Genomic DNA, 18,014 nt, shown 5'->3' with positions numbered 1-18,014 from the left:
CAATGTAATACATTGTGAGACAGGATAGGTCCCAAGATGAGTCTGTTTAAATAAATGACATGTCTTCGCGCGAGGGGCGCGACGGTGAATTTTGACGGCGTTTGTCCGCTTCAATATGAACTTTACTGCCCGGAATCGGGAGCTTTCGCATTGCGCATTTTACAGATTTCAGGAATTTCCTTGTTGATTGGAAGTTATTAGCTGTTTGAAGAATGTGTTCAGCGCCGCTGAAATAATCGAAGTTCGATATTTACCAATAAAAGTATGACGTCCAACATCATAGGAGGGTTAGATTCATTTGTCCAAAAAAAACAACAACGATAAATTGACGATTTTCGCATTGGGCGGAGTCGGAGAAATCGGGAAAAACATGTATGTTATTCAATACGGAGCTGACATTGTAGTCGTGGATTCGGGACTCAAGTTTCCTGAAGAGGATATGCTCGGTATTGACATCGTAATTCCTGATATCTCGTATTTGACAGAGAACCGTGACAAGGTAAGAGGTATTGTGCTTACTCACGGACACGAGGATCACATCGGTGGTCTGCCTTATGTCCTGAAGAATTTGAATGTTCCAGTCTATGGAACAAGATTAACTTTAGGCCTTGTAGAGAACAAATTGAAGGAAGCGAACCTGCTGGGTGACACCAAACGGATTCTGATCAACGAAGATTCAGAAATTCAATTGGGGAACTCACTTAAGGTAACTTTCTTTAGAACCAATCACAGCATTCCTGATTCCGTGGGTGTATGCATTGAGACTCCGGAAGGAAATGTTGTTCATACGGGCGATTTCAAATTTGACCACACCCCAGTCAACGGTCAATTTGCAAATCTGCATCGGATGGCAGAGATTGGCCAAAAGGGCGTGCTTGCTCTTTTGTCGGATAGTACGAATGCTGAGAAACCAGGCTTTACCCCTTCTGAGAAGAATGTCGGTATTGTGCTGGAAGATATTTTCCGCAAAGCTGAGCAACGTGTCGTTGTAGCAACTTTTGCTTCCAATGTGCACCGTATTCAGCAAGTGGTTAATGCAGCAGAATCCACGGGTCGTAAGATTACAGTAATTGGCCGTAGTATGGTTAACGTTGTATCCATCGCTTCTGAGCTTGGGTATCTGAACGTACCTGACGGTATGCTGATCGAACCAGAAGAAATGAATAGAATGGCAGCTAATCGTGTCGTTGTTCTTTGCACAGGCAGCCAAGGCGAGCCAATGTCTGCATTGACACGTATGGCGCGTTCCAGTCATCGTAAAGTAGATATCCTGCCAGGTGATACCGTTATTATTGCGGCAACACCTGTACCAGGTAATGAGAAATATGTAGGCCGTACCATCGATGAATTGTTCCGTCTTGGCGCTGATGTGATTTACAGCGGTTCCAACTCCGGCGTTCACGTATCCGGTCACGGTAGCCAAGAAGAACTTAAGCTTATGCTCAACCTCATGAAGCCGAAATTCTTCATTCCGATCCACGGTGAATTCCGCATGCAACGCAAACATGCTTTGCTGGCAGAATCCGTTGGCGTAGATCCACAGAACATTTTCATCACTGAAATCGGTGAAATTGTTGAGATCCAAGGCGGTGCCGCTCGTAAAGCTGGTAAAGTAACGGCTGGTAACGTATTGATTGACGGACTAGGTGTAGGCGATGTGGGTAACATTGTATTGCGTGACCGTAAGCTGCTGTCTCAAGACGGTATCTTGGTTGTCGTGGTTACACTTAGCAAACAGAATGGTGCCATTGTTTCTGGACCTGACATCATTTCACGTGGTTTCGTTTATGTTCGGGAGTCCGAAGGACTGCTCGACGAAGCTAACCGAATTGTATCCAGTACATTGCAACGCCTGATGAGTGAAAAAGTAAATGAGTGGGCTTCCCTTAAAACAAGCGTAAAAGATTCGCTGGGCCGTTTCTTATATGAACAAACGCGCCGCAGACCGATGATTTTGCCAATTATCATGGAAGTGTAAGGAGAGTTTCTCCTTCAATGAATATATAGCTAGGGCTGAGCCCCTTTTCCCCGGAAATATTGGACGGTTTCCTTGGGAGAAGGGGTTTTTGCATGTCATAATTACTTCATAAGCTGAAAATTGCATAAGGCAGCACCCTGAAATGTCATACTAAGGATTGTTAGTAAGGCAACAGCAGACTAGAGCTGCATATGACAAGGGAGAGCTGCGAAGATGAACTACATCGAAGGATCAAATGGAGCAAAAAATGAGGAAGTTATCCCAGGAGAAACTAATCCGAATCCTAATGAAAATATGCCGCCCACTGCAATGGGAGCGATTAAGGAGCTTGGACAAACGGTAATCCCAAGTGGAGAGCCTGATATTTTTTGCTTAACGATTATTGGTCAGATTGAAGGACATATTGTAATGCCTCCACAGAACAAAACAACAAAGTATGAGCATATCATTCCACAGCTGGTGGCTGCTGAGCAGAATAAAAACATCAAAGGTCTGCTTATCATTTTAAATACGGTAGGTGGAGATGTAGAAGCGGGATTAGCAATTGCGGAAATGATTGCATCCCTCTCCAAGCCAACGGTAACCGTGGTCATTGGAGGCGGGCATAGTATCGGGGTGCCGATTGCAGTTTCCTCCACTTATTCGATCATTGCCGAAAGTGCAACGATGACGATTCATCCGATTCGTATGAATGGTTTAGTGATCGGAGTGCCGCAAACGTTCGAGTATATGGAGAAAATGCAGGAACGTGTCGTTAAATTTGTGACTTCCCATTCGCGTATTTCTGAAGAACAGTTCCGTGATCTCATGTTTAAGACAGGTGAGCTCAATCGTGATATCGGGACGGCTGTGGGGGGCTTGGATGCCGTTAAATATGGCCTTATGGATGAGGTCGGCGGGATCGGAGCGGCTCTAGCGCATCTCAACCGAATGATTGGCGGGGATTTCTCTGCATCGACTCCAGGAGGGATTACGCAATGACACTGTACACAGTAGTTGCAATGGAACAGGTGTGGGAGGGGGCATTTAACAATTATGCAACAACCCGAGAAGTGAGTGTGCAGGGCATGCTGATGCAGGTTGAACCGATGGAGGAAGGGCGTGCGCGGATCGTGAGATTATTGGATTGTCCACTGAACCGTTATCTAGATCCGGCGTTCTCTCCAGGTTCGATAATTACAATAACATAAAGATTCAATTTCTGACAAAAGAGAACATAGGTACGCCACGCCATTATATGGTATAATGTTGTTCCGGGGGTGGCTGGCGTGGCTAAACGAAAAAAGAAGAAGAAAAAAGCGCTGCTCGGCAGCGTTTTAAAATATGAAATATATGGAATTTTATTAATAACTATTTCCGTCATTGCACTGTCTGGTGAAGCAGCCGTAGGGCGCTCACTTTCAAGTATGGCGGGTTACTTATTAGGGAGATTTTATTTTGTGTTGCCGCTTGTCGGCATTTTTTATGGACTTATGGTTATGATCCATCGAAGATGGCCTTCCTCGTGGAACAGCAGGCATACTGGCGTGCTTCTGCTTCTGTTGTCTATGTGCCTTATGAGCACAATATCTGCAATGGAGCAGAAGCTTGGCCCGTTGTCTTTGTTACATCCTGGCAATGTAATGACACAAATACATAATGATCTTTCGGGATCACTTTCACCTGGCTCGAACGACAGCAATGTCTATATGCTGGGTAAGGATATAAGCGGAGGTTACATCGGCGGGTTGGAGTATGCAGCGCTGTTATGGCTTTTTGGCAGTCTGGGCGCTAAGCTGCTTATGATCGTCATGCTGGCGATCAGCTTTATGCTAATTACCAACTTGTCATATGTGGAGATTTTTACGCTTTTGCGAGTGCGCTCGGTTAAGTTTGTGGAGGGGATTCGTCTCCATGCTGCAAATCGCCCGAAGGCGGTCCCAGTAGCGGCGAGACCATCTAGAGCCGCTGCTCCAGCTAAAGCTCGGCAGGTGAAGCAGCCTGTCTATGATGACGAGGATGAAGAAGACGAAGACGATCGGTATCTGCCTAATCGCAAACAACCTGTCCTTTTGAAAAAAATATCTGGCTGGTTCTCAGGTTCCACGCGTTCACAGGTGGAAGCAGATCCTGAGGATGACGATCAGGGTCCAATTGTGACAAGTGCTTCGAGCGGTCCGATTATTTCGGGATTAACACCAGATAGCCGTGTAATTCCATTAGAGGATATCGATCATGATTTTGACGATGCGGATCTGGATATTGAACCTGTGACGCCTATTATTCGAGATTTCTTTGAACATATCCGTTCAGAAGGTTTAAACGAAGAAGATCGGGAAGAGTGGAGTGAATTCTCACCCGCAGCTCGTGGTGAAGCAGCTAAACCTGCTGTAGCCGGAGCTAATGCCGTTAAGCAGCAGCCTACGGATGAGTCTGAGGAGAATGTAAGTATTGACTTGGAAGGCCTGCTAGGTGCTTCTCCAGATGGAGAGATTATTCCCGCTCCTCCAGCACCACCGCCACCGAAGCCATATAAGCTGCCATCGTTCCGTCTTTTAGCCAAACCTAACAATGGTGGCAAAGCTGGAGATCAGAATGATTATATGCAGACAGCCCGTAAATTAGAAGCAACACTTGAAAGCTTTGGGGTACGAGCTAAAGTGCTGGAGGTAGTAAGAGGCCCAGCTGTTACAAGATATGAGATACAACCGGATATTGGGGTTAAGGTTAGCCGTATTGTAAATCTGACGGATGACATTGCCCTTGCACTTGCAGCCAAAGACATTCGGATGGAAGCACCGATTCCGGGTAAATCTGCGATCGGGATAGAAGTTCCGAACTCTGAAGTGTCTATTGTTACCATGCGCGAAGTTATGGAAACACAGATTTTTCAGGAGGCTGAATCCAGATTATCGATTGCTTTTGGCCGTGATATTTCCGGCCAGACCATTATCGGCAATCTGGCTAAGATGCCCCATTTATTGGTGGCCGGTGCAACTGGCTCCGGTAAATCAGTCTGTATCAACGGGATTATAACAAGCATCTTATACAAAGCTAAACCTGATGAGGTCAAATTCCTCATGGTCGATCCTAAGATGGTCGAGCTGAATGTGTATAACGGAATTCCCCATCTTTTGGCTCCGGTTGTCACAGATCCAAAGCGGGCAAGCCTAGCCTTGAAGAAGATCGTAGTCGAAATGGAGAAGCGTTATGAGCTATTCTCCAAATCGGGAACACGGAATATGGAAGGTTATAATAAGCTAATGGCTGAGAATCCAGCGGCTATTCTACCGTATATCGTTGTTATTGTGGACGAGCTTGCGGATTTGATGATGGTTGCAGCCAATGATGTTGAGGATGCGATTTGCCGACTTGCACAAATGGCGCGGGCGGCAGGGATTCATCTAATTATCGCTACACAACGTCCTTCAGTAGATGTCATCACAGGTTTAATTAAAGCTAATATTCCATCCCGGATCGCTTTTGGCGTATCGTCCAATGTGGATTCACGTACCATTCTGGATATGCCCGGTGCAGAGAAGTTGTTAGGCCGAGGTGATATGTTGTTCTTACCAATGGGCGCATCTAAGCCTATTCGTGTACAGGGAGCTTTTATGAGTGACCAAGAAGTAGAGACTATTGTTCAATATGTCAGCAGTCAAGGTGAAGCCGAATACGATGAGTCCATCGTTCCTGAAGTGGATGATACAATCACTGAGGATCAGGAGCCACAGGATGAATTATACGAGCAAGCCGTACAAATTGTACTAGAGGCTAAGCAGGCTTCAGTGTCGCTGCTGCAGCGTCGTATGCGGGTCGGTTATACCCGTGCAGCCCGGTTGATTGACTCTATGGAGGCTCGTGGGGTCATCGGTCCTTATGAGGGCAGTAAGCCGCGTGAGGTGCTGATGTCACTTGAGCAATATCAGCATAACAAGATCAGCTCCTAAGCTGGAGAAGCCCGTCGAAACCTTCAATAGACAGTAAAAGAGATGGCCACTTTATGAAGTGGACCATCTCTTTTTTTGTATCTTGAGTACTTATTTGACTCTTGGCGCAGCAAGCAAAGCTTCAACAATATAATCCAGTTGCACATTTAGAGAATAGATATCACTGTAATAACCTAAGCCAAAATCGATCTCCATCAAACGGCCTTCTTTCACGGCAGGGATATTGTTCCAAATTGGGTTTTGGGTCAGATCAGCCATACCATCATAAGAGGAGCGGAAGATATAGTCACCACTGTATTTGCCAAGGACTTCAAAGGATACGGATTCCCCATCCGCACCAGTCGCCGTATCTATTTTCTGTTGAATGATGTCCGGCGCCTTCATGCCTAAATATTCATAAATGATTTGTGAACCACGTCCGAATTGTTTGCTCGCCACAACAGCCATGCTGTTGTCTTTTCCACCTTCCATGATGGATATTGTGTGATCAAGAATACCAGCTTCTTGCAGCTTTTGTTTGCTGACCTCAACTTTTTTATGGAAATCAGTAAATAATTCTTTTGCTTGATCTTCTTTGCCTACGACTTGTCCAATAAAGGACACCCGTTCTTCTGTTGACATTTTTTCATACGGAACTAAGACTGTTGGCGCAATTTGGTGAAGGGCTTCATAAGTTTCCTCTGACGGCACAATGATAAGATCGGGATTAAGAGCAAGGATTGCTTCAGGGCTAGCCTCAAACCAGGTGCCAAGCTTTTGCACATCTTTTAGCTCATCTTCAAATGCTGCACCCTCGGATACATCGGATACACCTATAGGTTTAATGCCGAGAGCCAGTACATCACCGAGCAAATAAAGAACTACAACTCTTTGTGGACTAGTGGGAACGGCAATGTCTCCTTTAACTGTGGAAATTATCCGGGTTTGTGCTTCGACAGCAGCTTTGTCTGTATTTGCCCCTGTACTTGTTTCTGCTGAGGGGGTGGGTTTCCCATTGCTTGATGCATTTGAATTTGTGGTTCCCGTGGAACAAGCGCTTAACACTATGGTAAAGCATAATAACAGGGTGAGCAGTAATGATGGTTTGGCATTTCTAAACATTGGTAATTCCCCTTCTCCGTTATATTGATAATGATTATCATAATCAATATAACGGAGAGGTTGTGTTCGGGCAATGTCAATTTGTGCACCTTGAGATGGCATATCACGCCAACTGGAGTGGGTGATAACTTTATTTTTGTATCGGACAGGGGAGATTCCGTAATATTTTTTAAACATTTTTCCTAGATAATAGCCATCAGGATAACCTACTGCAATTGCGATGTCATGCAAGCTAGCCTCTGTGTTCAGGAGCAATATTTTCGATTTTTCCATGCGGATGTTGATTAAGTACTGAGCAGGGCTAGTCTGCAGCTGTGTTCTGAATAATCTGGATAATGTTCTAGGGCTGCTGTTTACCGCTTTAGCTAATTTTTCAAGAGAGAAGGTTTCCTTATAATAAGTCTGCATATAGCGAATTGCTTGATCTAGCGGATCAGGTTGAATTAACTGTGTTTCCAGCGTATGCAGCTGCCTAAGCATCTCATAAATCCATTGATAAAAAAGTGTTTTGACATACAGCCGATCCAAAATCCCTGTTTTGCTCCAATCAATAAACATGTTCTCCATCTTATCAAATAAGGGCAGTGGACTAGTAGGCGTAAATCCATATTGGAGATTAAAGGGATTATTGTGTTCCATGATTGCTTTTAGATTGTTGCGTGAGGCGAGTGAAAGGTTTGCTTTATATAAAATTAAGTAATACTCCAGTAGTTCATCCATGCGTAAAAATTGAATGTTCATTCCTTTTCCACCATGAAGGATATGAAAGTTGCTGATCTCGTGCGGGACCTCGTCAATTAGTATTTCGGCCTTGCCGTTTATGATCAACAAGAATGCACTTGAGGGCAGCTGATAATGTGAATTCAGATCACCTGATCGTTGAAAAGTATGGCGTATATCAATAATTTCTATTAATGCGTGGTTCCACAATAACATGTGGTCCTTTAAATTCATGATTAATATCAACTCCAACGTTTTCTTATTTCGATTATAGTTGATAATCATTCTCAATTACAATGAAATGCTATTACTTCTTTTTTAGTAATGCATAGGATGTCCTGACAGTCGTCATAATAACTTTAGCCATTCATGCAGAACTCACAAAAGAAAGGTAGAGCGAACCCCTATGAAGAAACATAAGTTGTGGATCTTTGCTTCTTTAACCCTTGCACTTGCTGCCGCACCGTTTGCAGGAATGTTGCTCCAGGGTAATGGCATAGTACAGACCAAGCAAAGTGCTGCTGCGTCATTTGTCCATGAACTAAATCATCCTGAAGAAGAGGCCTTGCCTGCCTTCAGCACGACTCCGATTAAACTAGGTTCTTCTGGTCAGGATGTTTATGAGTTGCAAGGACGTTTAAAACATCTGGGCTTTTATGAAGGGAAAATAGACAGTCAGTTTGGTCCGAAAACGAAAAATTCAGTAACGTGGTTTCAATGGAAGTTTGGAATGAAGTCTGATGGCATCGTAGGCGCTAAGACTAAGTTGAAATTGTATAACGCAACTAAGAACTGGAAGCCGACAGAGTCGGCTTCAGCAACCGGAAATAATACAGCAAACAACAACACCGGTAACAAAACAAATACAACCAATAATTCGGATTCAGCGTCTCTGTCTTCAGGGAATACGATGGGATTATCAGAAAATGATCTCAAAATTATGGCTAATGCCGTCTATGGTGAATCAAGAGGTGAACCTTTCGAAGGTCAAGTTGCTGTTGCTGCAGTAATCTTGAACCGGGTAAAATCTCCGAGCTTTCCTAATACACCGTCTGGCGTTATTTTTCAGCCGGGAGCTTTTACAGCTGTAGCTGACGGGCAGATTTATTTGGAGCCAAATGAGCAGGCACGAAAAGCAGTGCAGCAAGCGCTGAATGGCTGGGACCCTTCGGGTGGATGTTTGTATTATTTCAACCCTAAAACGGCGACCTCCAAATGGATTTGGACTCGTCCACAGGTCAAGACTATCGGCCAGCATATTTTCTGTATGTAGATAAGTAAAGAAGTAAATCCAGAGAGCAACCGGGAAGAGGCATCCGGTTGCTTCCTTACTTTGGAATGGTTTAGAATGGTTATTAATTCATAAACATGTTAATGAGCAACTATCCACGCGGTAAAGGAGTTTTGGACTTGACTAATAATGTATTTCAGCATGGCAACGTTGCAGGTATGCGTATTCACGTGATGCCTACCAAGGCGTTCAAGACCTACGCCATCTCACTTTATGCCGGCGTCCCACTTAATGAGGATATGGTCACCCCTACAGCACTTGCTCCATTTGTGCTCCGCAGAGGTACCGCTTCTTATCCAGAGACTACTCAATTCCGCGAGCGTTTGGAGGAGCTGTATGGCGCTGGATTTGGTTTTGATATTTATAAAAGAGGCGATTATCAGATTGTTCAGTTTCGCATGGACACCATTAATGACTCCTTCGTGCAGAGTCAGGAGAGCTTGCTTGAACAATCCTTTGCTTTTCTAGGAGAAGTCCTGACCCGTCCATTGGTGGAGGATGGAAGCTTCCGTCCTTCCTATGTTGCAACAGAGCGTGAAACAGTGCGCAAGAAGCTGGAATCTATCGTAAATGATAAGATTCGTTATGCAGCGGAGCGCTGTATCGAAGAAATGTGCCGTAACGAGCCCTATCGTCTTCATCCACTGGGTCAAAGAGCGGATTTGGACCGGATTACCCCAAAAAGTTTGTACGAATCCTATAATTCATGGCTGGATGGAGCTATTTTGGATCTCTATGTAGTGGGAGATACGACTACTGAGGAAGTTGAAAAGCTTGTAAAGCATCACTTCGGACGCATTCAGTCGGAGGTGGGCTTATATAGTTCCAAGTTTGTCCCAGTATCCGTCAGCGAGGTAAGGACGGTAGAGGAGAAGCTGGATGTCAGTCAGGGCAAGTTGAACATGGGTCTGCGCACATCAATTACGTATAAGGACGATACATATGCGTCCGCACTTATGTACAACGGAATATTAGGAGGGTATCCACACTCCAAACTCTTCGTCAATGTACGGGAGAAGGCCAGTCTTGCATATTATGCTTCTTCACGCTATGACGGTCACAAGGGGATTGGAACGATACAATCAGGCATCGAAACGCAAAATTACAACAAAGCTGTTGAAATTATAGAGAAACAACTGGAAGAGATGAAAGCTGGCAACATCAGTGATCTGGAGTTAAGCCAGACCAAAGCCATGATCCGCAATCAGCTTTCCGAGATTCCGGATTCTGCTTTTGAGATGATCTCTTACGACTTCAACCGCCAGTTGTCAGGAAAAGAACGGACAGCGGATCAGCTGCTAGAAGAGGTGGAACAAATCGGTGCAGGGGAAGTAAAAGCCGCAGCGGAGACCTTTCAGCTGGATACGATTTATTTCTTGACAGGGAAGGAGGAATAGAGATGGAACAGATTCAATACGACAGACTTCAAGAGACCCTTTATCATGAGGTGATGGATAATGGGCTTCAGGTTTATGTATTGCCAAAACCAACATTCAAAAAAACTTACGCCACATTTGCAACTAAATACGGTTCTGTAGATAACCATTTTCATGTCGCAGGTGGAGAAGAGACCACTGTTCCTGATGGTATAGCTCACTTTTTGGAGCACAAAATGTTTGAAGAGCCAGAAGGCGATATTTTTGCCACTTTTGCCTCAAATGGAGCTTCAGCTAACGCTTTTACAAGTTTCGATCAGACGGTTTATCTTTTCTCGGCAACAGAAAACATAGAGACCAACCTTAGTACACTCGTTGATTTTGTGCAACGACCTTATTTTACGGATGAGAATGTAGAAAAGGAAAAAGGGATCATTGGTCAAGAAATCAATATGTATGCAGATAATCCAGACTGGCGTGTGTACTTTGGCCTTATTGAGGCGATGTATTCGAAACATCCGGTTCGGATTGATATTGCCGGAACTATAGAGTCGATTAGTACGATTACGAAAGAAACACTGTACACTTGTTACAATTCTTTTTATCATCCCAGCAATATGCTGTTGTTCGTAGTGGGTGGTGTGGATCCGGAGAAGGTATTCTCCTTGATTCGCAGCAATCAGCAGGGGAAATCTTATGGTAAACAAGGTGAGATTAAGCGTATTTTTGAAGAGGAGCCGGAACAAGTCGCTACGAAGCGCTTGGAAAGTAAACTCGCCGTTTCGATGCCTAAGATTATGTTTGGATTTAAGGAAAAAGTTGATGGTCTTACAGGTGAAGCTGCGCTTAAGCGTGATCTGGCCACTAAGCTTATGCTTGATTTGCTGGTTGGCAGCAGCACAGCGTTGTACCAAAAGCTCTATGATGAAGAACTGATCTCAGACAGCTTTGGCCATGAATTTAATAGTTCAGAACAATATGCTTTTTCAGCTATGGGTGGAGATACCAAGGACCCTGATTTGCTTCTAAAACGAATAAAAGAAGAAGTGGATCAGATCTTAAAGTCTGGCTTTGCTGAGAAGGATTTCGAGCGGGCACGGAAAAAGAAAATAGGCGGATATTTGCGCATGCTGAACTCCCCTGAAAGTATCGCACATGAATTTACACGTTACCAATTCCGCGGTGGTGACCTGTTTGAAGTTCTGCCTATTTACGAATCGATTACTTTAGCTGAAGTGAATGAGCGTTTACATGCCCATGTAAATTGGGAGCAGCTCGCTGTTTCACTAGTGGTGAGTCCTTAAATGGCGCTTTTGGGAGAGAGCAACAAACCATTAGGAGAAATGACAGTTCTGGTGACAGGGGGCAGCGGGGGAATCGGTGGCGCCATTGCAGAACGGTTTGCCTCTGTGGGCATGAATATTGTTATACACTACAAGCACTCACATGAAGCTGCTAATGATGTCGCTCGGCGTTGTATGGCCCTTGGAGCAAAGGTAATGACTGTAAATGCGGATATGAAGGATCGCAGTCAGATTGTACGAATGGCGGAGAAGCTTGAAAGCAATGGAATGCAGCCGGATATCCTTGTTAACAATGCCGGTAAATCTCATTACGGGATGCTCGCTGATGTGAGCGAAGAGGAATGGGACGATATTATGGCCATTAACTTGAAAGGTACCTTTATGTGCAGCCAGATTTTTATGCCGTACATGGTATCCCAGCGTTATGGCCGAATCATCAACGTTTCTTCCGTGTGGGGAATATCGGGAGCCTCTTGTGAGGTCGCTTATTCAGCCAGTAAAGGCGGAGTAAATGCTTTTACTAAGGCGTTAGCCAAAGAATTAGCACCTTCTGGCGTAACTGTGAACGCGGTAGCTCCAGGAGCGGTTAATACGAATATGTTGTCTAACCTACAGGAGGATGAGGTCCGGATGCTGGAGGATGAGATTCCGGCGGGACGTTTGGCTACTCCGAACGAAATCTCCTCATTGATTTACTTTTTGGCACTGCCAGAATCCGGGTATATTACTGGGCAGATCATTAGCCCTAACGGTGGCTGGATTACGTAATGCTTAACTTGGAGAAAAGCTCCAGCATAAGAAGCTATCGTCTGAGACATATTATAAGTGTTGTTTTTTAATCTCTCGTAAGGCGGCTTACAGCCTGTATGCAGGTGTTCGACCGTAAACATGAAGGAGGATTTAAGATGACACAAGACGATAGCGTAATCAAAAATTTTGACACCTGGAAGAAATTCCTAGGTAAACGGGTTGTACAGGCAGAGAAACTTGGGATGAGTCAAGACACAATCTCAAAGCTGGCTTTTGAAATCGGGGAATTCCTTGATGAAAAAGTGGATCCAGCAAACACTCAAAACCGTGCGATCAAAGAGCTATGGGATGTCGGCAACGATGAAGAAAAGCAAACGATTGCTAAACTCATGGTCAAGTTGGCGAAAGACAACGCCTAAGCTTGCGGAAAAGCTCCCCCTGTGGGAGCTTTTCTGCAATTATTACAGGACTGACCTTGCCTTTCATTTTTATTTTATATATCATTAACATGACCCGTGTAAAAGACCGCTTTGCCGGGGCAGCTTTTTTTGCTGTATTGGCAAAGGGTAGGGAAAAGGAATCTATGAGGTGTACAAGTGGAATATAAACAGTGGTATATGGAATACAAGATTCACAAGAACAGACCCGGTCTGCTTGGTGATATCGCTTCAATGTTAGGGATGCTGGAAGTTAACATTCTGACGATTAATGGAGTTGAAGGAAAAACTCGCGGAATGTTGCTGGAGACCAATGATGATGAGAAAATTATGCTGATGGGCGAAATGCTCAAAAAAGTTGATAATATTACAGTTTCAGCTCTGCGGTCTCCTAGGCTCGTGGACAAGCTGGCTGTGCGCCATGGGCGATATATTGAACGGGATTCAGATGATCGGAAGACGTTTCGATTCACCCGCGATGAGTTAGGTCTATTGGTTGATTTTCTCGGTGAGCTGTTTAAAAAAGATGGGAATCAGGTTATAGGACTGCGTGGTATGCCCCGTGTAGGAAAGACGGAATCCATTATAGCTGGCAGTGTCTGTGCTATGAAACGATGGACATTTGTCTCGTCCACACTGTTGCGGCAGACGGTGCGGAGTCAATTGGCTGAAGATGAGATGAACCCACATAATGTATTTATTATTGATGGTATAGTTAGTACGATCCGCTCTAATGAGAAACATTATAATTTATTACAAAATGTTATGAGCATGCCAAGCACAAAGGTTATAGAGCATCCAGATATTTTCGTACGCGAATCTGAGTACAGTTATGATGACTTTGATATTATTATTGAGCTGCGGAATAATCCAACTGAAGAAATCTTGTACGAGTCCTTTACGACGAGCTACAGTGATGATTTATAGAACACAAACAATGAAGAATACACTTCCGAGCATGTTTTTTTTATAAAGCTGGTTAAGGAAGTTTACATTCATAGAACTTACAGGAGGTGATGGTATGTCGGAACTGGGCCGGCAATTGAAAGAGGCACGTCTGCAAAAAGGGATGAGTCTTGACGATGTCCAGGAAGTAACAAAAATTCGCAAAAAGTATTTGGAAGCCATCGAGTCTGGAGACTACAAGGTGCTTCCAGGAAGTTTTTATGTGAGGGCGTTTATCAAAACGTATGCAGAAGCAGTAGGCATGAGTCCTGACGAACTGCTCGAGGAGCATGGGAACGTACCTGCACCACCCGCAGACACGACCATGGAGACGGTGATTCAAAAGCGCAGCCGTAGACCCGAAACCGAACGGAATGCAAAATGGCTGCCAACGGTGCTAATGTGGACATTCCCTATATTGATTATTGTAGTGATTTACATTTATGCTTCTAGTTTAAACAAAGCAGACCCTGATCAAGTTGATCAAACAAATATCACCAATAATGTGCAGGATCCTAATACAGCACAAACTTCTCCACCCGCATCAGGAGGCGGTGTTGTAGCGCCTACTTCCTCGGCAGGTGCTGAAGCAACTACAGAGCCAACTACGGAGCCTACGCCAACACCGACGCCAACGCCGACTCCTCAATCTATCACGGTTACACCAGATGGGAAGTCAGGCAAAACAACGAAATTTAAGGTCACAGCTCCTGCCGGAAGCGAAGTTAAGGTTGAGATTGTTGCATCCGGAGTAAGCTGGCTTGAAGTTTACAAAGGCGAGAACTCTAAAGGTGAAAAACTCTCCTTCGGAAATACAGCTGCAGGAGAAACTATGAGCTTCGTTCTTGGTAGTGAGGGCATGTATATTAAGTCTGGGTATTCCCCAGCAACTGAGATTACCGTAAATGGTCAAGTAATCACGGATGAGAAGACTTCTTCACGTCTCCTGCTTAATCTTGACGACGGTTCTGGAAGTGAAGGTACCCAAAGTGAAGGGACAGGCGAATAACAAATAGGATGTATAGACTTTGGCTTTAGGGAGAACATAAGACTGTTTTCAGTTTTAGCCAAAGTGAGGTGTACATCTTATGACAGTTAGCTGGATTGTAGCTGGCCTTGGGGTTGTTGTCAGTCTCATCGGATACTATTTGACACCAGGTGCTTGGGGATACGGAATTCTCGGATTCGGTATTGCACATATTGTGCTAGGAATTCTGGATATGTTTCGTAATCCGGTCCGAAGCAGATAGAAGCTGTAGAAATGAACGTCTCCAACGGCGTACTTCCGGTGGAGACGTGTTTCTACCCTTTGAACCAAACTCACTCGAAGGAAAAGCTCCACTTAGTGGGGCTGTTTTCTATGTCGGGTGAGCTACATAATGATTTATCCAAAATTAGACTTAATAGTACCATTCTCTTATAATAGTAGCAGACTAATTGTATAAAGGACGTGGAGTTTAATGAGTTCAGAATGTTCATTTGATATTGTATCCAAAATGGATATGCAGGAGTTAACGAATGCTATTCACCAAACAGAGAAAGAGATCGACAACCGCTTTGATTTTAAGAACAGCAAAAGCAGTCTGAAGATGGAGAAAGACGCACTTATAATCGCCTCTGAAGACGAATATAAGCTAAACGCTGTTATTGATATTTTACAATCAAAGATGGTGAAAAGAGGCATTACCCTAAAGAATCTGGACTTCGGTAAAGTAGAACCGGCTTCCCTGGGATCTGTGCGTCAACGTTTAGGGCTTAAGCAAGGCATTGATCAGGAGAATGCGAAAAAGATTAATATTCTGATCCGTGATTCAAAATTAAAGGTGAAGAGCCAGATCCAAGGGGATCAAATTCGTGTGACTGGTAAGAGCCGCGACGATTTGCAGCAGATTATTCAGATCTTGCGTAAAGCTGATTTACCACTGGATTTACAATTCATGAACATGAAATAGAATTTTGTGCCCCGCAGTGCTTATTAGCACTAACAACGCGGGGTGCTTTCTGTTTTTTTGACACCTATTTATTGCTATAATATACTTGCTTAAGTAGAAATGGATTAGCCTGATTTAGGCAATTTGTATGAACGATTTAGGGGAGGAAAACTTCAGTGAATTTGCCCAACCGCATCACGCTAGCTCGTATTTGCCTGATCCCGATTATGATGTTTTTTTTACTGGTGGATTTCAGTTTTTATCCAGAACCGATACATTGGGGCTCGTTTCAGCTATCTGTTAATCATTTGGTATCAGCTGTAATCTTTTTGCTTGCGGCCAGCACAGATGGAATAGACGGCTACATTGCTAGGAAATATAATATGGTCACCAATCTCGGTAAACTCCTTGATCCACTTGCGGACAAACTGCTGGTATCTGCAGTTCTGATTTCACTTGTGGAGCTGGGCAGATGCGATTCATGGATTGCTATTGTAATCATCAGTCGTGAGTTTGCAGTCACCGGACTTCGCCAGATTGCATTGCTAGAGGGAAAAGTGGTTGCCGCCAGCAAATGGGGCAAGATAAAGACGGTTGTACAAATTGTTGCGATCTCACTGCTGTTGTTGAATAATTTCCCATTTCAATTTGTCAGTATTCCTGTAGACGATATTGCTATTTGGGCCGCAGCGCTGATCACTATTTATTCTGGAATTGATTATTTTGTGAAGAATAAGGATCTGCTACAGCTGCATAATGCGTAAGAATGTAAGCTGGACATACAAGGAAGGGTAATAGGTGAAGCACCTATTACCTTTTTTGAAATCTAAAAGCAGTGTACCTACATTATAACTAGGAGGCGAAAGCCAGGTATGAAAGCGGAGATTATTGCAGTAGGGACAGAGCTTTTGCTCGGTCAAATCGTGAATAGTAATGCCCAGTTTTTGTCTATAGAGCTAGCTGCCATAGGGATCGATGTATACTTTCAAACTGTTGTCGGTGATAACAGCAGCCGCCTGCAGCAAGCCATCGAGATCGCTCAGAGTCGGGCCGACGTTATTATCTTTACAGGCGGAATTGGCCCCACTGAGGATGATCTGACTAAAGACGCACTGGCTGCATCGCTAGGTAGAACGCTCCATATTGATCGTTTGGCGATGGATCATGTACAACGTTTCTTTGATGATCGTAAGATCGTTATGACCGAAAATAACCGCAAACAGGCACTTATAATTGAAGGAACTACACCGTTGCCGAATGAAATCGGTCTTGCGGTTGGGATTGCTTTTGAGCATGAGAAGAAATATTATATTGTGCTTCCAGGTCCACCTCGTGAGATGAAACCGATGTTCGTAGATAAAGCAGTACCGTGGCTACAGCAGCACGCCTTGACGAACGAAACACCGCTTTATTCAAAAATGCTCAAATTTGCCGGCATCGGAGAATCACTGCTGGAGGACAAGCTCATTGAGCTGATTCGCAGTCAGACTGATCCAACGATTGCTCCGTATGCCAAAGAGGGAGAGGTAACTGTTCGTATTTCGACAAAGGCCCCTTCTGAGCATGAAGCTACAAAAAAGCTGGAGATACTGGAACAACAAATCAAGGAGATTTTGCCGGAACATTTGTATGCGAACATTGATGTGCCGCTAGAGCAATTGATAGTGGATTGGATGGCGGATGCCGGCCTGACCTTAAGTGCGGCAGAGAGCTGCACCGGAGGTTTGCTGATGGAGAGTATAACAAATATTCCAGGCAGTGCTTCGATGTTTGCCGGCGGAATCGTCTGCTATTCAAATGACTTAAAGAAAAAGCTGCTGAATGTGCCAAGTGCTTATTTGGAGGGACCCAATGCCCCTGGAGCCGTAAGCCGAGAAGTTGCCGAGGTGTTGGCTGACCAAGTGAGAATGATTGCAGACAGCGATTTCGGCTTATCTGTTACAGGTGTAGCTGGACCGGGTTATTCTGAACGAAAGCCTGTTGGACTTGTATTTATCGGCTTGGCTGAACGGGGACGTAAGACAGAGGTTTATGAGCTTAATCTTAAAGGTACGCGGGAAAATATCCGCTTACGAACAGTTAAGGCTTTGCTGTATCGTCTCTGGCGGAGACTTGAGGAACGCAAGGTGGAGACACCTCTTGAGGGTTCAGACTTGTAATGGGAGATTAGCCCAGTTATAATAAACACATACGGAAGAACCGTGGCACTGAGATTTCTTTGCTGCGGTTTTTTGTATATTTGCAGAGATTTT

16 protein-coding genes are annotated in these 18,014 nt (G+C 44.3%); 15 read left to right on the top strand and 1 reads right to left on the bottom strand.

Translation table 11 applies throughout. The features are described from left to right. The first annotated feature begins 298 nt into the window (after nucleotides 1-298). The 4 genes from MKX34_RS19245 (at nucleotide 299) to MKX34_RS19230 (ending at nucleotide 5,907) form a co-directional block, all read left to right on the top strand. On the top strand, nucleotides 299-1,978 hold the full coding sequence (locus tag MKX34_RS19245; RefSeq protein ID WP_036688436.1) for a ribonuclease J: 1,680 nt from the start codon (nucleotides 299-301) through the stop codon (nucleotides 1,976-1,978). Nucleotides 1,979-2,191: 213 nt separating this feature from the next. Continuing rightward, nucleotides 2,192-2,959 (top strand): ATP-dependent Clp protease proteolytic subunit, encoded by a 768-nt coding sequence (locus MKX34_RS19240; protein WP_038571914.1) that lies wholly within the window; start codon nucleotides 2,192-2,194, stop codon nucleotides 2,957-2,959. Then, on the top strand, nucleotides 2,956-3,168 hold the full coding sequence (locus MKX34_RS19235) for a YlzJ-like family protein (protein WP_038571911.1): 213 nt from the start codon (nucleotides 2,956-2,958) through the stop codon (nucleotides 3,166-3,168). The genes MKX34_RS19240 and MKX34_RS19235 overlap by 4 nt, the downstream gene beginning before the upstream one ends. A 78-nt stretch (nucleotides 3,169-3,246) precedes the next feature. Further along, on the top strand, nucleotides 3,247-5,907 hold the full coding sequence (locus tag MKX34_RS19230; RefSeq protein WP_038571908.1) for a DNA translocase FtsK: 2,661 nt from the start codon (nucleotides 3,247-3,249) through the stop codon (nucleotides 5,905-5,907). A gap of 90 nt (nucleotides 5,908-5,997) precedes the next feature. Here the strand turns inward: MKX34_RS19230 and MKX34_RS19225 are convergent, their stop codons facing one another. Beyond that, entirely contained in the window at nucleotides 5,998-7,962 is a 1,965-nt protein-coding gene (locus tag MKX34_RS19225; RefSeq protein ID WP_076106336.1) for an ABC transporter substrate-binding protein, read from the bottom strand. Nucleotides 7,963-8,134: 172 nt separating this feature from the next. Between MKX34_RS19225 and sleB the strand changes: the two genes are divergently transcribed. The 11 genes from sleB (at nucleotide 8,135) to MKX34_RS19170 (ending at nucleotide 17,921) form a co-directional block, all read left to right on the top strand. Next, the gene (gene sleB / locus MKX34_RS19220) at nucleotides 8,135-9,001 is read left to right on the top strand and encodes a spore cortex-lytic enzyme (RefSeq protein ID WP_036688421.1); all 867 of its coding nucleotides are present in this window, start codon (nucleotides 8,135-8,137) and stop codon (nucleotides 8,999-9,001) included. A 176-nt stretch (nucleotides 9,002-9,177) separates the two neighbouring features. Beyond that, nucleotides 9,178-10,416, top strand: coding sequence for a pitrilysin family protein (locus MKX34_RS19215; protein ID WP_244886521.1), 1,239 nt, complete (start codon nucleotides 9,178-9,180; stop codon nucleotides 10,414-10,416). Nucleotides 10,417-10,418: 2 nt separating this feature from the next. Beyond that, nucleotides 10,419-11,699, top strand: a complete 1,281-nt coding sequence (locus MKX34_RS19210; RefSeq protein ID WP_038571902.1) for a pitrilysin family protein — start codon at nucleotides 10,419-10,421, stop codon at nucleotides 11,697-11,699. Then, nucleotides 11,700-12,467 carry a 3-oxoacyl-ACP reductase FabG gene (gene fabG, locus MKX34_RS19205; protein WP_036688412.1) on the top strand — a complete coding sequence of 256 codons (768 nt, stop codon included), beginning with the start codon at nucleotides 11,700-11,702 and terminating at the stop codon, nucleotides 12,465-12,467. A 137-nt stretch (nucleotides 12,468-12,604) separates the two neighbouring features. Then, complete coding sequence (locus MKX34_RS19200; RefSeq protein WP_036688409.1) at nucleotides 12,605-12,868, top strand: DUF3243 domain-containing protein; 264 nt, start codon at nucleotides 12,605-12,607, stop codon at nucleotides 12,866-12,868. A 177-nt stretch (nucleotides 12,869-13,045) separates the two neighbouring features. Next, nucleotides 13,046-13,813, top strand: coding sequence for a DUF3388 domain-containing protein (locus MKX34_RS19195; RefSeq protein ID WP_036688406.1), 768 nt, complete (start codon nucleotides 13,046-13,048; stop codon nucleotides 13,811-13,813). A gap of 94 nt (nucleotides 13,814-13,907) precedes the next feature. After that, nucleotides 13,908-14,840, top strand: a complete 933-nt coding sequence (locus MKX34_RS19190; RefSeq protein ID WP_036688403.1) for a RodZ domain-containing protein — start codon at nucleotides 13,908-13,910, stop codon at nucleotides 14,838-14,840. A gap of 79 nt (nucleotides 14,841-14,919) precedes the next feature. Further along, entirely contained in the window at nucleotides 14,920-15,081 is a 162-nt protein-coding gene (locus MKX34_RS19185) for a hypothetical protein (RefSeq protein WP_169744781.1), read from the top strand. A gap of 210 nt (nucleotides 15,082-15,291) precedes the next feature. Then, a complete protein-coding gene (locus MKX34_RS19180) occupies nucleotides 15,292-15,783 on the top strand; it encodes a YajQ family cyclic di-GMP-binding protein (protein WP_036688400.1) in 492 nt (163 codons plus the stop codon). A 155-nt stretch (nucleotides 15,784-15,938) separates the two neighbouring features. Beyond that, complete coding sequence (pgsA, locus tag MKX34_RS19175; protein WP_076106334.1) at nucleotides 15,939-16,526, top strand: CDP-diacylglycerol--glycerol-3-phosphate 3-phosphatidyltransferase; 588 nt, start codon at nucleotides 15,939-15,941, stop codon at nucleotides 16,524-16,526. A gap of 108 nt (nucleotides 16,527-16,634) precedes the next feature. Next, complete coding sequence (locus tag MKX34_RS19170; protein WP_036688393.1) at nucleotides 16,635-17,921, top strand: competence/damage-inducible protein A; 1,287 nt, start codon at nucleotides 16,635-16,637, stop codon at nucleotides 17,919-17,921. Nucleotides 17,922-18,014 lie beyond the last annotated feature (93 nt).

Source organism: Paenibacillus sp. FSL R5-0636 (assembly GCF_037974255.1).
Taxonomy (GTDB): Bacteria; Bacillota; Bacilli; order Paenibacillales; family Paenibacillaceae; genus Paenibacillus_AQ; species Paenibacillus_AQ odorifer.
The sequence above is the reverse complement of the archived record's forward strand: the minus strand, read 5'-3'. Positions and strand labels throughout refer to the sequence as shown.

Bases quoted from the DNA above. Each gene is read 5' to 3' on its own strand.
- MKX34_RS19240 (WP_038571914.1), top strand. From the start codon at position 2,192: ATGAACTACATCGAAGGATCAAATGGAGCAAAAAATGAGGAAGTTATC.
- MKX34_RS19235 (WP_038571911.1), top strand. From the start codon at position 2,956: ATGACACTGTACACAGTAGTTGCAATGGAACAGGTGTGGGAGGGGGCA.
- MKX34_RS19225 (WP_076106336.1), bottom strand. From the start codon at position 7,962: ATGAATTTAAAGGACCACATGTTATTGTGGAACCACGCATTAATAGAA.
- sleB (WP_036688421.1), top strand. From the start codon at position 8,135: ATGAAGAAACATAAGTTGTGGATCTTTGCTTCTTTAACCCTTGCACTT.
- MKX34_RS19215 (WP_244886521.1), top strand. From the start codon at position 9,178: ATGCGTATTCACGTGATGCCTACCAAGGCGTTCAAGACCTACGCCATC.
- MKX34_RS19210 (WP_038571902.1), top strand. From the start codon at position 10,419: ATGGAACAGATTCAATACGACAGACTTCAAGAGACCCTTTATCATGAG.
- fabG (WP_036688412.1), top strand. From the start codon at position 11,700: ATGGCGCTTTTGGGAGAGAGCAACAAACCATTAGGAGAAATGACAGTT.
- MKX34_RS19200 (WP_036688409.1), top strand. From the start codon at position 12,605: ATGACACAAGACGATAGCGTAATCAAAAATTTTGACACCTGGAAGAAA.
- MKX34_RS19190 (WP_036688403.1), top strand. From the start codon at position 13,908: ATGTCGGAACTGGGCCGGCAATTGAAAGAGGCACGTCTGCAAAAAGGG.
- MKX34_RS19185 (WP_169744781.1), top strand. From the start codon at position 14,920: ATGACAGTTAGCTGGATTGTAGCTGGCCTTGGGGTTGTTGTCAGTCTC.
- MKX34_RS19180 (WP_036688400.1), top strand. From the start codon at position 15,292: ATGAGTTCAGAATGTTCATTTGATATTGTATCCAAAATGGATATGCAG.
- MKX34_RS19170 (WP_036688393.1), top strand. From the start codon at position 16,635: ATGAAAGCGGAGATTATTGCAGTAGGGACAGAGCTTTTGCTCGGTCAA.